Below are 14,073 nucleotides of genomic sequence, written 5' to 3' on the forward strand. Positions count from 1 at the left end.
GTCTACCCCAATCCGCGCGCGATCAGCGGCCCGATGCGGTTCGCCGCCCACAGCGGCAGCCGTTTCCACAGGTCGACCTGCATTCGGTATTTGGCGCTGTTCGGATTGGTGTCGCGCGGAGCCTCGCCCGGCGCGAGCCAGCGCGCATAGACGAGCGGCTGCGGTGCGAAACCCCAGTTTTTCTTGTAGGCGAACGGCCCCGTACCGAGCTTCGACCGCCCGAAGTCGAAGCGCGTGCAACCGCGCGCGCGCGCATGGCGCATCAGCGCGAAATACATGAGCTCGTTCGCGCGCAGCCGCCGCGCCTCGGCAAGTCCGCCGCCCCAGTAAGGCATCACCGTGCCGCGCCAGTAAAGGCTGAGCACGCTCGCCACCGGACGGCCGCCCTCGCGCACTGTCAAAATGTCGGCATCCTCGCCAAAGGCATCGAGCACCGCGTCGAACAGGCTTTTCGGAAAGACCGGCGTGCCGAGATTGCGGACGCTCGTCGCATAAATGCGGTAATGATCGCGCCGTTCGGCGGTATCGCGCCCCGTGGTTACCGTCAGCGCGCTGTCGAGTACCTTGCGCACCTCGGCGCGCTGCTTGCGCGGGATCGCGAGCAGTTCGGCGTCGTCGTCGTGGGCAAGATCGCGCGCGAACCCAGCGTAAACGCCCTCCTCGCGCGCCCAGCTCTCGCCGTCGGGGAGCGGGCCGCCACGAAGCTCAACCGACGATACGCCCAGCGCCTGCGCCATCTCCGCCGCGCCCTGCGCCAGCGTTGCGGCAACCCCCGGATCGTCCGCCAAAATGCCGCCGCCGACGGCAAAGCCGCTGCCGACCAGCGCCTGCCCAAACAGCGGCGAGCGAATGTGATGAAGCGGCACCAGGCCGGTCAGCGCGCCGCTTGCGTCGCGCGCGGTGACGAGGTGGCAGCGATGCCCCGTCGCCCGCGTAACCGCCTCGCACCAGGCGCGGCTGTGAAAGGGCGTCGCATCATCGTGCGCCGCGACATAGGCGTCCCATTCGGCCGCGTCGGACAGCGGCGCGCCAGAAAACGCGCGCATCTTCGGATCGGCGGGCGCGTTCACGCCGCGGCTTGCCATGGCGCCGCGCGCCGCTGCTGCGCGGGAAGCAGCGCGTCGGCGCGCGTCCATTCGAAATCGGCGAGAAGCTTTTGAAGTTTGCCAGCCATCGCTGACAAGCCGCTGTAATGGCGGATTTTCGATTTGATGGGTGCATGGGCAACGCGCGGCTGGCCGGGATCGATTTCCCATGGATGAAAATAAAGGATCGCCGGATGCCCTTCGGCATTCATTCCCGCGATTGCCCAGCGCGTGAAGCCATAGGGCAATAGGCGCATGAAACCGCCGCCGCCCGCCGCCAAGGTCCGCCCGGCAAAGCGCGCGGTCGTCACCGGCCATTCGACCAGTTCGCTGTCGGGGAGCGGTCGCCACGCATGGCGCGGACTTTGCGGCCAGCCATAATGATCGTGCACCACCGGCGCGACGCTCGACGAATAGGCGTAGCCCTGTTCGGCGAGCACCATATGCGCCCACGGGGTGCGTGCATCGACCGAAAAGCTCGGCGCGCGATAGCCGCGGACCGCGACGCCGCCGGTGTCTTCAAGGATCGCGCGCGTTTTCAGGAGGTCGGCGACAAATTCGTCGGCGGTCATGTTGAACACGCGCTGGTGGTCATAACCGTGGCTGGCAAGCTCGTGTCCCGCCGCGACGATGCGCCGTATCAAGGCAGGATAGCGTTCAGCAACCCAGCCGAGTGTGAAGAAGGTGCCCTTCGCACCTGCCTCATCGAAAATCTGCAGCACCGCGTCGCAATTCGCCTCGACGCGGCATTCGAGCGTCGGCCAGTCGGCGCGGTCGATCGTGCGCTCAAAGGCGCCGACCTGGAACCAATCCTCGACATCGACCGACAGGCCGTTCTGCATCTTCCCTCACCTTCGTGGGATCCGAATAGCCGGTTTTGGCCTGGCTGTCAGGCGGCCCAGGTCTGCGACTTCGCCGGATTGGGCGCATTTTCGGGATCGCGCTCGACCCATTCGATGAGCAGGTCGAGCACACGGCGCAGCGCCTCATCCTGTTCGACGAGCCGCGCTTCGAGCGAGGCGATCTGCTGTTCCAACGCCGCGAGATGTTCGGGATCGACCGCCGGAGCCGCGGGCGCGGCAACGGGCGCAACCGCTTCGGCCGCGCGGCGCGGCCATTCAGGGGCAGCTTCGTTCGCGGCGGGCTGAGCAAAGGGCGCCGGCGTCGGTGCAGCGACCGTAGCGGCGGCCGCGACGACTTCCTCGACCGGCAGCGGCGCCAGCGTCGCGGCGTCGATGCCGCGATCGGCCTCGATCTCGGCGACGACCGAGCGGACATTCTGCGCGGTGATGCGGGTCATCTGTTCGACCGCGCCGTAGAGCAGCAGGCGGCTGACGAGAACGTTGAGCTTGCGCGGAACGCCCTCGCTGTAATCAAAGATTTCCTCGAAGGCGTCGGGGCTAAAGCTGGGGTTGCCGGTCCAGCCAACCTTGCCGAGGCGGTGGAGGATATAGGGCTCGACCTCCTCGGGCTCCATCGGATCAAGGTGGTGCGTCGCAATCACACGCTGGCGCAATTGCTCCAGCGTCGGCGAGTGAAACAGGGTCTGACGGAACTCGGGCTGGCCGAGCAGGAAGATTTGCAGCAGCGAATGGCCCCCGAGCTGGAAGTTCGACAGCATCCGCAGCTCTTCGAGCGCCGAGATTGCAAGGTTCTGCCCCTCGTCGACAATCAGGAGGGTGCGTTTGCCCGCGCGCGCCTGTTCGCGCAGATATTGCTCCATCGACCGCAACAGCTCGGCCTTGCTTTCGCCTTCCCACTCGATGCCGAATTGTTCGGCGACGAGGCGCAGCAGATCGTCACCCTCGACCTGCGTCGACACCAGCTTGACCGCGGTCAGCCGGCTGGGGTCGATCGTGTTCATCAGATGGCCAACCAGCGTCGTCTTGCCTGCGCCGACGTCGCCCGTAATGACGATGAAGCCCTCGCCCTGCGCCAGCCCATAGCCCAGATAGGACATCGCCTTGCGGTGCGTCCCGCTCTCGAAATAGAAATGCGGGTCGGGTGTCAGCTGAAACGGACGTCCGGTGAAACCGTAAAATTGATCGTACATCGCAAAAATCCCATTGCCCAAAAGGGTCCACACGTCAGAAGTTGTAACGCAGTCCCACCAAAGCTGAACCTATGAGCTGGCTGTTGAAACCGTCCTGATCGAAGGCGTTGAGGCTGGCCGCCGCCGTTCCCGTCAGCCCGCGCCAGAAGCGCCGCGAATAGGCCGCCGACAACCCCGCCGACTGAACATCGCTGGCACCCGGCGCGCCATTGTCGAAATAATTGACATAGCCCGACAGGCTGAGGTCGGAATCGGCATCGAGCTGGCGCCCCGCCGAAACGAAGAGATACCAGCTTTCGTCCTTGATCCCGTCGAGGTCGGCGATCGGCGACAGCTGCGGCGCGAGCAGCCTGCGCTGGTCATATCCGATGCCGACGCCATAGGCCCAGCGGCCATAGCGCGACGACATCGTCGCCTGCACCCCGCGGCTGCGATATTGCGCCGCGGTGGCGTTGCCGAGCTGGTTGTTCAAACAGCCGCCGCCCTGCCCGCCGAACACGCAGGGATTGATGTCGCCGTCGATCGGATTGCGCGTCGGGTCGAACTGCGTCGGCAGCGCCGCCAGCCCGCCCGACAGCCCGCGGCCCAGGCTCGACAGCCCGTCATAGACGCCGACCTGCACCGTCGTCGCATGATCGGCGCGATAGGCAAAGCTGCCCGTATAGATGGCGTCGCCATAGCGGCGCCCAACGCGGGCGGTGAGCGAGGTGCGGCGGCTCGGCCGCCACATCACCCCGGCGTCCCAGATCAGCCCGTCGGTATCGAACGACAGGCGGCGCGGAGACGATTTGTCGGTGACGAAACGGCCGTTCGCATCGCGCACGGGAACGCCATTGGCGTCGAGTACGGGGTCGCGCTGGCCGATTTCGATGTCCTCATAACCGACACCGCCCAGCAGTGCGACCGTCGGCCCGATCGGCACGGTCACGTCGGCGCGCGCATATTTGCCCTCGAACCTTTGGTCGAGCTGGCTTGCATCCTCGCGCTCATAACCGCCCGACACCTGCCAGCCGAACGGCAGGTCGCCCGGCCGCGCGCCCACGCTCGCCCAGGCGATGTGGTTGGTCGAGCTCTCGAAAATATCCTGCGGCTGGCTGCCAGGCGACAGGATCGCGGGCGTATCAACATCGACCTTGGTGTAGCCGAAGCGATAGCCGGCACCGACGTCGAGCCCGGCGATCCGCCGCGCAAACGTCGGCCCGGCGTAAATCGAATAAAGGTTCGCGACATTGCTGGCATCGCCGATGAACAGCCCGCTGTCGGCGCCCTGTCCGTCGGCGCGCGTGCGCGTCGCAAGCGCGCCGGCTTCGAGGTTCAGGCCACGCGCGGCCTCGATCCGGCCGCGGGCAAGGCCGCTGATCGTGTCCGAATCGCCCAGGTCGCCGTTCCAGCCGAAGCGGTGTTCATAGCGCAGCGTCGCCGCGACTTCGGCGCGGCGCGAGACGATCGCGGCATCGATTCCCGCGGCGACGGTCGTATAAGTGAGCACGTCGCCGCCGTTTTTCAGGTCGGCGGTGAGCACCTGCCCGATTTCGAGATAGGGGCTGACGTCGACGGTTTTCTGTGTCCGGCGGCCCTCGGCGCGCGATGCGGCGCGGCCGGATTCGGCCTGGGGTGCGCTCGTCGGCGCATCGCTGGCGCCGGGATCGCCCGAAAACTGCGCGTGCGCGCCGGTCGCGGTTCCCGCGAGCAGCAGCGCCGCCAGCGTCCCCGCGCCACGCAAGGCAAGACGCGATTCCATCACGCGCCTCCCTGCCCATAATAGGTGCCGAAGCGGCGTCCGCCGGGCGAGAATTTGGTCCCGTTGAGCAAGAGCTGGATCTGCGGGCAGGCGCCCATCAGCCCGATCGCGTCGCGTAGCGCGCTTTCCAGCGTCTGGTCGGCGCGCACGACCATGATCGTCTGCCCGACATGCCCGGCGAGCACCGCGGCGGGCGACGCCGCCAGCACCGGCGGCGAATCGAGGATCAGGATGCGTCCCGGCGCCCCCGCTTCGAGCTGCGCCAGCAGCGCCTCGGTCCGCGCCGAAGCGAGCAGTTCGGTGTCGTGCATATGGTGCGCGCCCGCGGGCATGACTTTCAGCCCCGGAATGTCGGTCTGGATCAGGCAGTCGCCAACCGCCAGATGCGGGTCGGCTAGCGCGTCCATCAGCCCCGGACCATTTTCCAGCCCCAGCGTGTCCAGCACGCTCGGCTTGGCGATGTCGGCATCAATCAGCAGCACGTCGTGATCGGCCTCGACCGCCAGGCTCAGCGCCAGATTCACAGCCGAAAAGGTCTTGCCCTCGCCCGGATTGGCCGATGCGATCAGCACGCGATGGCCGCGCGGCAGCACCGGGCGATTGCCCGCGCCGCCGAAGTTGCGGATCAGTTCGCGCTTCACGATGCGATATTCTTCAGAAATGCCCGTGACTGGCGTGCCCGGTACGATCATGCCGCGCGCCGCAAGGCGGTCGCGGTCGATGGTCCCTTGCCGCGTCGGCACGATTGCGGGCGCAGCCTTGGCGATCTCCTTGCGCGGCGCAGGCCGCGGCGACGGTGCAGTTTCGACGACGGGTTCGGCGCTTTCGGCGACCGGCGCCTCGGCGACAGGCTCCGCCTTGGCCTTCTTCGCCTTTTTTGCAGGCTCGGGCGGCAGGCTCGATACATCGATCGTCGGCGCGTTTCCGGCCGGATCGAGCCCGAACATGTCGGCGGCGCGTTCGAGCAGCGAGGGCGGACGCTTGACTTTGCGTTGGTCGTTCATGTCATCGCCCTCCGTCACGCAACCATGCCGCGCTGGATGAATTCGGCGACCAGCAGCAATGCATAGAGGCCGACGAGCGCGCCCCCTCCTCCCGCCAGCCAGACGAGCTTCTTGCGCCGGTCGAGCTGGCGCTCGGGCGTCACGACTTCGGTGATCGACCCGATGACCGGCAGCCCGCTCGCGCGCTCGAGCCGCGCTGCGGTTGCATAGCTGGTGCGCACCTGCGACAGGCCAAACGCCGCCCCGACGCCGCCACCAATGCCCGCGAGCAGGACCAGTGTCAGAAACAGCGGCCGGTTGGGCGCCGCAGGGCTCGTCGGCTTCGAGGGCGGGTCGAGCAGTTCGATGCGGATGGCGTCGGTCTCGGTCTGCACCTCGCCGCGCATCCGCACCTGTTCGCGCTGCGCGAGCAGCTTGTCATATTGCGCCTTGAACGCCGTATATTCGCCGTTGATCCGGTCATATTCGGCGGCAATGCCGGGGTTCTGGATCTGCTGCGCGGTGATCCGCGCGATGTCGCCCATCAGCTGGCTCTTGCGCGCCGTTAGCGCGCTCACCGTCGCCTGCCGCTCGGCGCGCATCGCCGCGAGCGAGGCATAGGCGGGGTTCTGCATCCCGCCGCCGCCGCCCGACCCTTCACGATCGGCTTGGGCTTTCAAGGAGGCGATCTGGCTCTTCAGGGCAATCACATCGGGATGTGCGTCGGTCAACCCGCGCGATCGCATCGCCGACAGTTCGTTCTGCGCGCCCGCCAGCTGCTGCCGCGCAACGCCGCCGCCGACACCGCCGACGCCGGGGATGGTCGCCGGAGTCGAGGCAAGCTGGCCGTTCGCCGCCGCCAGCTGCGCCTGTGCGGCGACAAGCTGCGAATCGATCTGGCCAAGCTCGGCGCGTGCCGCCTCGACGCGCTGCGCGGGCGACCCCGCGCCACCGGGGACCAGCCCGATATTCTGTGCCTCGAACGCCGCGCGCCGCGCTTCGACCTCGCGCAGCGCCTTTTCGCGGTCGGCGATCTGCGCGTCGAGGAATTTCAGCCCCTCGCGCGCATTCATCCGCCCGCCGCGCAGCTGATCGTCGCGAAATACGGTGATCAGACTGTCGAGGACGCCCGAAGCCAGCTTCGCATTGTCGGCGTCCGACAGGCTGCCGACGGCGATGCTGGAAGTGATTTCAAAGATATTGTCCTGCTGCGGCACGACCTTGATATTTTTCTGCAGCATCGCGACGACGTTCGCCTTGTCGCGCTCGCTGGCGCCCGCGGGCAGCAGGCCCGTCGTCGCGGCGACCTTTTCCATGTTGCGCGCGCTGGTCAGCGTCTCGCGAATCTGGTCGATCTGCGCCCGGCTGCCGCCCATCTGCGCCTCGTCGGGCAGGATTTCGTTGACGTCGACGAGCAGGCGCGCGCGGCTGTCATAGCGGTTGGGGATCGACGCGATTGCCAGCCAGCCGAGGATGCAGATTCCCCACGCGACCGCAAGGACAAGCCACCGGCGCGTCCAGACGCTGTGCAGCGCCACCCGGAATTCGTCGTAAAGGCTGTTCATCGCGGTAAGTCGATCCTTGGATGAGGTTGGTGCGTCGCGCCCGCGTCAGAACATGCTTTCGGGGATGATGATGACGTCACCCGGCTGCAACCGCACATTCGCCTTGATGTCGCCGCGCTTGATCAAATCGTTCAAACGCAGCGCAAATTCCTGCTGCTTGCCCGTTCCCTTGTCGAAGCGGACGAGGCGCGCCTTGTTGCCGGCCGCATATTCGCCGAGCCCGCCCACCGCAATCATCGCGTCGAGCACGGTCATGTTCGCGCGGAACGGGATCGACGCTGGCTTTTCGGTCGCACCGACGACGCGCACCTGCTGCGAAAAGGTGCTGTTGAAGGTGGTGACGATGACGCTGACGATCGGATCGGTGATATATTGGCTGAGCTGAAGCTTGATGTCCTGTTGCAGCATCGTCGGCGTCTTGCCGACCGCGGGCATGTCGGTGATCAGCGGGGTCGTGATCCGGCCGTCGGGGCGCACCTGCACCTTGCCGCCGAGTTCGGGGTTGCGCCACACGAAGATCTGCAATTCGTCGAGCGGGCCGATGATATATTCCTCGCCCGGCCCTTCCTGGTTCTGGACGAAGTTCGCGCTGGGAAGCTGCGGCGCGCTGCCGCCTGCACCCATGCACCCCGTCAAAGCCGTCGCGGCGATGCCCGATACGAGCGCGGCGCGCATGACATGGAGCGAGGGGAACGCAGTCATAATCATCAACCTTTCACGCCGTCGGGGGGAGCCGCGGTCCGAAAGGCGCGGCGACAGCCATTGAGTCAGCCTCCGCCATTGCGCGAAAAGGGTGAACATAATGTTAGTATTGGCATAAGTTTGGCCCGCGGGCTTTCGGATTTGTCCCGATAGGGGACAGATTGGGGGCCTACACAAGCATCTCGCGCGCTGGCCCCTGCCCCAGAAACGCCGCCGGGCTCGCGCTCGCGCCATAGGCCCCGGCCTGAAAGATCGCGATGAGGTCGCCGACGTCCGCACGCGGCAAAGCGACCTGGTCGCCCAGCCGGTCGAGCGGGGTACAGAGGCAGCCGACCACCGAGACGGTCTCGACGGCTTCGCGGCCGAACGCGCTGGCCACCGCGATCGGATAATTGCGGCGGATAACGGTGCCGAAATTGCCGCTCGCGGCCAGCTGGTGATGCAGCCCACCATCGGTGACAAGGAAGGTTTCGCCATGACTGACCTTCCGGTCGACGATGCGCGTCAGATAGACGCCCGCCTCGGCGACGAGCCAACGGCCAAGCTCCATCGCGAACCGGCTGTCCGCCAACGCGGCGCCGCGCGCGGCGAGCGTTTCGCCCAGCGCGTCGCCTACCGCCGCCGCATCGACCGCCGTGTCGCCGGGGAAATAGGGCACCCCCATCCCTCCGCCCAGATTGACGAGCGGCGGCATCGCGCCGATCGCGTCCGCCAGCCGCGCCGCGAGCGCGACCGTCTGCGCCTGCGTATCGGCGATGGCGGGGGCATCAAGTGCCTGCGATCCCGCGAAAATATGAAAGCCCCGCCAGTCGGCACCCGCGTCGATCAGCCGGCGGACAAGCGCCGGAACCGCGGCGGCATCGACCCCGAAAGGCTTGGCACCGCCGCCCATCTTCATTCCCGATCCCTTGAGGTCGAAATCGGGATTGACGCGCACCGCCAGCCGCGGGGTCACGCCGAGATGGTCGGCGATCGCCAGCGCGCGCTCGGTCTCGCCCGCCGATTCAAGGTTCAGCGTCGCGCCCGCGGCGATCGCGGCTTCCAGCTCGCGGTCGCGCTTGCCCGGCCCGGCAAAGCTGATGTGCGCCGCCGCCATCCCGCTCGCCAGCGCCGCCTTGAGCTCGCCGCCCGATGCCACGTCGAACCCGTCGACCAGCCCCGCCATGAAGGCGAGGAGTGGCGGATAGGGATTGGCTTTCATCGCGTAATGAAGCTGGACCTCAGCGGGCATCGCCGCGCGCCATTCGGCGGCGCGCGCGGACAGCATCGCGCTGTCATAGACGAAAAGCGGCGTGTCACCCGCCGCGTCGGCAAGCGATTCGACGCGGTCGCCGCCGATCAGCAGCATCCCGTCGGGATCGGCCCGGAAACCGGGCGGGATCGGGCCGTGCGGCTTCATGCCGCCACCTTCGATGTTGGTAGCAAAATTCGCTCCCCCAATCCGTTCGTGTCGAGCGAAGTCGAGACACCCATCGGGGCAGTGCCCGGTCGATGGGCATCTCGACTTCGCTCGATGCGAACGGAGAGTTTAAACATCGCGCCGCTCATGCGCCCCATCGGCGGCAATCGCCACGCGGTCGAGCTTGCCGTTGGGATTGCGCGGCAGTTCCGAACGCCATTCAATCGCCTGTGGCTGCATGAAATTGGGCAGGGTCTGGCGAAGATGGGCGGCGAGCGCATCCCTGTCGACGTGGTCATTCTTGCCGCGCACGATCAGCACAATCGCCGCGCCCAGCCGCGCATCGGGAATACCGAACGCCACCGCTTCGTAAATCAGCCCCGATGCGACCGCGGAATCCTCGATCTCGGTCGGACTGACCCGATTGCCCGCGGTCTTGATCATCGCATCGTCGCGGCCGACGAAATAGAGAAGGCCGTTCGCGTCGCGCCGCACCGTATCGCCCGACCAGACCGCGGTGCCGCCATAATGCGACGCCGGGGGTGCCGGGCGGAACCGCTCGGCCGTGCGCGCTGCATCGCGCCAATAGCCCCTGGCGACGAGCGGCCCGCAATGCACCAGCTCGCCCGGTTCCTCGTCGGCGGTGATCGTGCCGTCGCCGCGGCAGACGAGGATTTCGGCGTGCGGGATTGCGCGCCCCATCGAGGTCGGATGGTCGGCAACGAATTTGGGGTCGAGCCAGGTCGAGCGGAACGCTTCGGTCAGCCCGTACATCGGATAGATGTCGGCGGCGGGAAAGACATTCCGCATCGCGTCGATCAGCGACGGGGTCAGCGCGCCACCGCTGTTGGTGAGGCGTTTCAGCGAAGCGGCGGTTTCGAGGGGCCAGTCGGCTTCGACGAGTTGCACCCACAAGGGCGGCACCCCGGCGAGGGTCGTGATCGCGTGCCGCGCGACCGCTTTCACGACGTCACGCGCAGTGAGGTAGTCGAGCGGCGCGACCGCAGCGCCCGCATACCAGCTCGACAGCAGCTGGTTCTGTCCATAGTCGAAACTCAAGGGCAGCACGCCGAGTATGCGGTCTGTAGACGCCAGTTTCAGATAGGTGGCGACGCTTTCGGCGCCAAGCCACAGATTGGCATGACTCAGCATCACGCCCTTGGGCCGTCCGGTCGATCCGCTGGTGTAGAGAATAGCGGCAAGATCTTCGGAATCAGCCTTAGAGGGCGGCAACGCCTCGCTTTCCGAATCAATGGCTTCCTCGGCGATCTTCAGATCGTGCAGCGCGCAGTTGGCGGGCAGCCCTTCTCCCAGCGCCGCCGCGCGTGCGGCGTTGGTGACGAGCAGCTTCGCCCCGCTGTCGGACAGGATATGCTCGGCCTGCGGCCCTTTGAGCAGCGGATTGATCGGCACATGGATCAGCCCCGCGCGCGCCGCCGCGAGCGGCATCAGGCATGCGAGCCGCGTCTTGGCGCTCCAGCTCGCGACGCGCTCGCCGGGACCACCCGCCACTTCAAGCAGCCACGCCGCGAGCCGCCCGACCCCGGCGTCGAACTCGCCATAGGTGATGACCCGCTCACCGATCAGCAGCGCAGGCGCATCCGCGGCGCCGCGGCGGGCGAGATGATCGATCGGGTGCGACACAGGATTTTCGGCTTTGGTCATCGGCTGTTAGGAGTGAGATGATAGAGGGCGACACCATGCAAGGGAACGGTGAAGATCAGGCTAACGATAACGCGGCGCGCACCGCCGCCTTTGCCTCGCCCTTTGACCGCACCGAATGGTTCGACCTTCTCGAAGCGCATGGTTTTGCAGGACTGGGCCGCGTCGATGCGCAGGGATCAAGCGCCACCGCCGCGGCCCTGCTGCCGCTGCGACGCGAATCGGGCGGACATCTCGCTGCCCTTACCAACTGGTACAGCTTTGCAATCCGGCCGATTTTCAGCGGGGCGCAGGGCCGTTCGGCGGCGCTCCGCGATCTATTCAAGCGCCTGCGCGGACAGGCCGCCAGCCTGTCGCTCTATCCGGTGCTCGATGAGGAGCAGGGCGCAATAGCGTCCGCGTTGCGCGCCGCGGGCTGGTGGATACGCGCCATCCCCGCCGGCGATCGCCACTGGCTCGACCTTGGCGACATGGACCACGAACGCTGGTGGGCGAGCCGCCCCGGCGCGCTGCGCTCCACCGTTCAGCGCAAGGCCAGGAAGGGCATCGTTGATATTCAGCTGCTGACCGAATTCGATCCGGGAAGCTGGGCAGCCTACGAACAAATCTATGCCGCCAGCTGGAAACCCGAAGAGGGGCATCCCGCCCTGCTTCGCGCCTTTGCCGAAATGGAGGGCGCGCGCGGCACATTCCGCATGGGGATTGCGCGCATCGACCATAATCCCGTTGCCGCGCAGTTCTGGACGGTCGAGGGCGGCACCGCCTTCATCCACAAGCTCGCACATGTCGAGGACAGTTTGAAAGCATCGCCCGGCACCTTGCTGTCGGCCGCCTTGTTCCGCCATGTCATCGAAGTCGATGGCGTCCGGCGCGTCGATTTCGGCACCGGTAACGACGCCTACAAGCGCGATTGGATGAACCGCCACGATCCCTTGTGGCGCATCGAGGCTTTCAATCCGACGCGCGCCGCGGCATGGGGACCGGCGTTGCAGGCTTTTGCCCGTTCGCTGCTGAGGAAAAACAAGTGACCAATTCCGCCTCCGAAACATCGGGCGTCGACGCCGCCCTCCGCGCCCTGCTCGCCGACGTGCTCGGTCTCGGCGCCGACCGCGCGGCCGCGCTGACCGAAGATAGCGGACTGTTCGGCGCGCTGCCCGAATTTGATTCGATGGCGGTCGCGACGGTGCTGACTGAGATGGAAGACCGGCTTGGCATCCTCATCGATGATGACGAGATCGATGGCGAAATTTTTGAAACCTATGGAAATTTGCTCGCCTTCGCGACGCGCAAGGTGACGGGTTGATAGAGTCAGGTCCGTCCCTCCACCGTCATCCCGGCGAAGGCCGGGATCTCGCCGTAGCTGAGAAAGCAACGGCGCGATCCCGGCCTTCGCCGGGATGATGATCGGAGTGAGGACGATGGCACGGCACGCCCCCGAACATCAGTTCCGCATCGACCCCGTCGGTCCGCCGCGCGCCACCATCGTCGTTGTCCCGCCACTATTCGAGGAATCCAATCGCACCCGCCGCACGCTGGTGCTGGCGATGCGCGCGCTTGCGGCGGACGGTTTCGTGGCGCTGCTCCCCGACCTGCCCGGACAGAATGAAAGCCTTGTCCCGCTCGCCAACGTAGATCTCGACCAGTGGCAGGCAGCGCTCGCCGCGGTTACCGCGGCGATCGATGGCCCCGCCATGGTGGCGTCGGTTCGCGGCGGCGCGCTCATCGACCATCGCGCAAAAGCCGCCGCCTGGTGGCGTCTTGCCCCCGTCGGCGGCGCCTCCCTGCTCCGCACCCTGATGCGCGCACGGGTCAGTGCCGACCGCGAGGCCGGTATCGCCTCTTCGCTCGAAAGCCTCCAAGCGGAGGCACAATCGGCACCACTTCTGCTGGCAGGCAACGCCCTCTCGCCCGCGATGATCGCCGGGCTCGGCGCGGCCGAGGTGCAACCCGTCGAACCGGTGCGCAGCAATCCGCTCGGCGGAGGCGGGATCGTCGGAACCCCGCTCTGGCTGCGCGCCGAGCCGGGCGAAGACGCCGCAATGGCCCGCGCGATCGCCGCCGACATCGTCGCATGGAGCAAGACATGCGGCATCAGCTGAACTTTATCTGTGAAGGCGCCGCGCTCGCCGCCACGCTCGACGAGGCGCCCGGAGCCACCGGCCTGCTGATCGTCTCGGGCGGCAACGAAATCCGCTGCGGCGCGCATCGCGGCATGGCCAATCTCGCCGCGCGCATCGCCGCTGCGGGGCACCCGGTGTTCCGCTTCGACCGCCGCGGCATCGGCGACAGCGAGGGTGAAAATTCGGGCTTTACCGGCAGCGCGCCCGACATCGCCGCCGCGATCGACGCCTTCCGCGCCGCCGCCCCGCACGTTGAGCGCATCGCCGCTTTCGGCAATTGTGACGCAGCAAGCGCGCTTTTGCTCCACCAGCCGCTGCCGATCGACACGCTCATCCTCGCCAATCCCTGGACCTATGAGGCCGAGGCGGAGACCGACAACGAACCCGCGCTGCCCCCCGCCGCGGCAATCCGCGCGCGTTACCTGTCGCGTCTCACCGATCCTAAAAGCCTGCTGCGCCTCGTGCGCGGCGAGGTTGACCTTGCGAAGCTGCGCCGTGGCCTGTCGGCGCTTCGCCATCGAACCGCCGCCGCGTCGCCAGGCAGCCTCGCCGCGCGCATCGAGGACGCAATTGCCCGGCTGACCACGCCAGCAACCATCCTGCTCGCCACCGGCGACCGCACCGCGCAGGCCTTTGCCGCTAATTGCCCCGCCGCGCTGGATCGCCTGCACGTCCTGCGCCTCGCCAGCGGGTCGCATAGCTTCGCCGGTGCCGATGCGGATTGGCTGGTGGAACGGATATTGGTGATTCTGGAACGCTGATG

At 67.0% G+C, this 14,073-nt stretch carries 13 protein-coding genes; 4 read left to right on the forward strand and 9 right to left on the reverse strand.

Annotation, left to right across the window (positions count from 1 at the left end; translation table 11 throughout):
- Positions 1 to 2 precede the first annotated feature (2 nt).
- The 9 genes from VSX77_RS02090 to VSX77_RS02130 form a co-directional block, all read right to left on the reverse strand.
- Positions 3 to 1,085, reverse strand: a complete 1,083-nt coding sequence (locus VSX77_RS02090; RefSeq protein WP_422397265.1) for a FemAB family XrtA/PEP-CTERM system-associated protein — start codon at positions 1,083 to 1,085, stop codon at positions 3 to 5.
- Positions 1,067 to 1,927 carry an XrtA system polysaccharide deacetylase gene (locus VSX77_RS02095; RefSeq protein WP_338426019.1) on the reverse strand — a complete coding sequence of 287 codons (861 nt, stop codon included), beginning with the start codon at positions 1,925 to 1,927 and terminating at the stop codon, positions 1,067 to 1,069. The genes VSX77_RS02090 and VSX77_RS02095 overlap by 19 nt, the downstream gene beginning before the upstream one ends.
- A 47-nt stretch (positions 1,928 to 1,974) precedes the next feature.
- Positions 1,975 to 3,138: an XrtA/PEP-CTERM system-associated ATPase gene (locus VSX77_RS02100; protein WP_338426020.1), complete on the reverse strand. Its 1,164-nt coding sequence runs from the start codon at positions 3,136 to 3,138 to the stop codon at positions 1,975 to 1,977.
- A 34-nt stretch (positions 3,139 to 3,172) separates the two neighbouring features.
- Positions 3,173 to 4,879: a hypothetical protein gene (locus tag VSX77_RS02105; protein WP_338426021.1), complete on the reverse strand. Its 1,707-nt coding sequence runs from the start codon at positions 4,877 to 4,879 to the stop codon at positions 3,173 to 3,175.
- The gene (locus tag VSX77_RS02110; RefSeq protein WP_338426022.1) at positions 4,879 to 5,883 is read right to left on the reverse strand and encodes a P-loop NTPase; all 1,005 of its coding nucleotides are present in this window, start codon (positions 5,881 to 5,883) and stop codon (positions 4,879 to 4,881) included. The genes VSX77_RS02105 and VSX77_RS02110 overlap by 1 nt, the downstream gene beginning before the upstream one ends.
- A 14-nt stretch (positions 5,884 to 5,897) precedes the next feature.
- The gene (locus VSX77_RS02115; RefSeq protein ID WP_338426023.1) at positions 5,898 to 7,427 is read right to left on the reverse strand and encodes an XrtA system polysaccharide chain length determinant; all 1,530 of its coding nucleotides are present in this window, start codon (positions 7,425 to 7,427) and stop codon (positions 5,898 to 5,900) included.
- Positions 7,428 to 7,472: 45 nt separating this feature from the next.
- Entirely contained in the window at positions 7,473 to 8,129 is a 657-nt protein-coding gene (locus tag VSX77_RS02120; protein WP_338426024.1) for an XrtA/PEP-CTERM system exopolysaccharide export protein, read from the reverse strand.
- 169 nt (positions 8,130 to 8,298) lie between these two features.
- The gene (locus VSX77_RS02125; RefSeq protein ID WP_338426025.1) at positions 8,299 to 9,528 is read right to left on the reverse strand and encodes a pyridoxal-dependent decarboxylase, exosortase A system-associated; all 1,230 of its coding nucleotides are present in this window, start codon (positions 9,526 to 9,528) and stop codon (positions 8,299 to 8,301) included.
- Positions 9,529 to 9,657: 129 nt separating this feature from the next.
- On the reverse strand, positions 9,658 to 11,193 hold the full coding sequence (locus VSX77_RS02130; RefSeq protein ID WP_338426026.1) for an acyl-CoA ligase (AMP-forming), exosortase A system-associated: 1,536 nt from the start codon (positions 11,191 to 11,193) through the stop codon (positions 9,658 to 9,660).
- A 35-nt stretch (positions 11,194 to 11,228) separates the two neighbouring features.
- Between VSX77_RS02130 and VSX77_RS02135 the strand changes: the two genes are divergently transcribed.
- The 4 genes from VSX77_RS02135 to VSX77_RS02150 all read left to right on the forward strand — a co-directional run bounded on the left by VSX77_RS02135 (position 11,229) and on the right by VSX77_RS02150 (position 14,071).
- On the forward strand, positions 11,229 to 12,218 hold the full coding sequence (locus VSX77_RS02135) for a GNAT family N-acetyltransferase (RefSeq protein ID WP_338426027.1): 990 nt from the start codon (positions 11,229 to 11,231) through the stop codon (positions 12,216 to 12,218).
- Entirely contained in the window at positions 12,215 to 12,493 is a 279-nt protein-coding gene (locus VSX77_RS02140; protein WP_338426028.1) for an acyl carrier protein, read from the forward strand. The genes VSX77_RS02135 and VSX77_RS02140 overlap by 4 nt, the downstream gene beginning before the upstream one ends.
- 115 nt (positions 12,494 to 12,608) lie before the next feature.
- On the forward strand, positions 12,609 to 13,289 hold the full coding sequence (locus VSX77_RS02145) for a hypothetical protein (RefSeq protein ID WP_338426029.1): 681 nt from the start codon (positions 12,609 to 12,611) through the stop codon (positions 13,287 to 13,289).
- Entirely contained in the window at positions 13,274 to 14,071 is a 798-nt protein-coding gene (locus tag VSX77_RS02150; protein ID WP_338426030.1) for a hydrolase 1, exosortase A system-associated, read from the forward strand. Before VSX77_RS02145 ends, VSX77_RS02150 begins: the two co-directional genes overlap by 16 nt.
- Positions 14,072 to 14,073 lie beyond the last annotated feature (2 nt).

Origin of the sequence: Sphingopyxis sp. TUF1, from assembly GCF_036687315.1 — a bacterium.
In the GTDB taxonomy this organism is placed as follows: domain Bacteria; phylum Pseudomonadota; class Alphaproteobacteria; order Sphingomonadales; family Sphingomonadaceae; genus Sphingopyxis; species Sphingopyxis kveilinensis.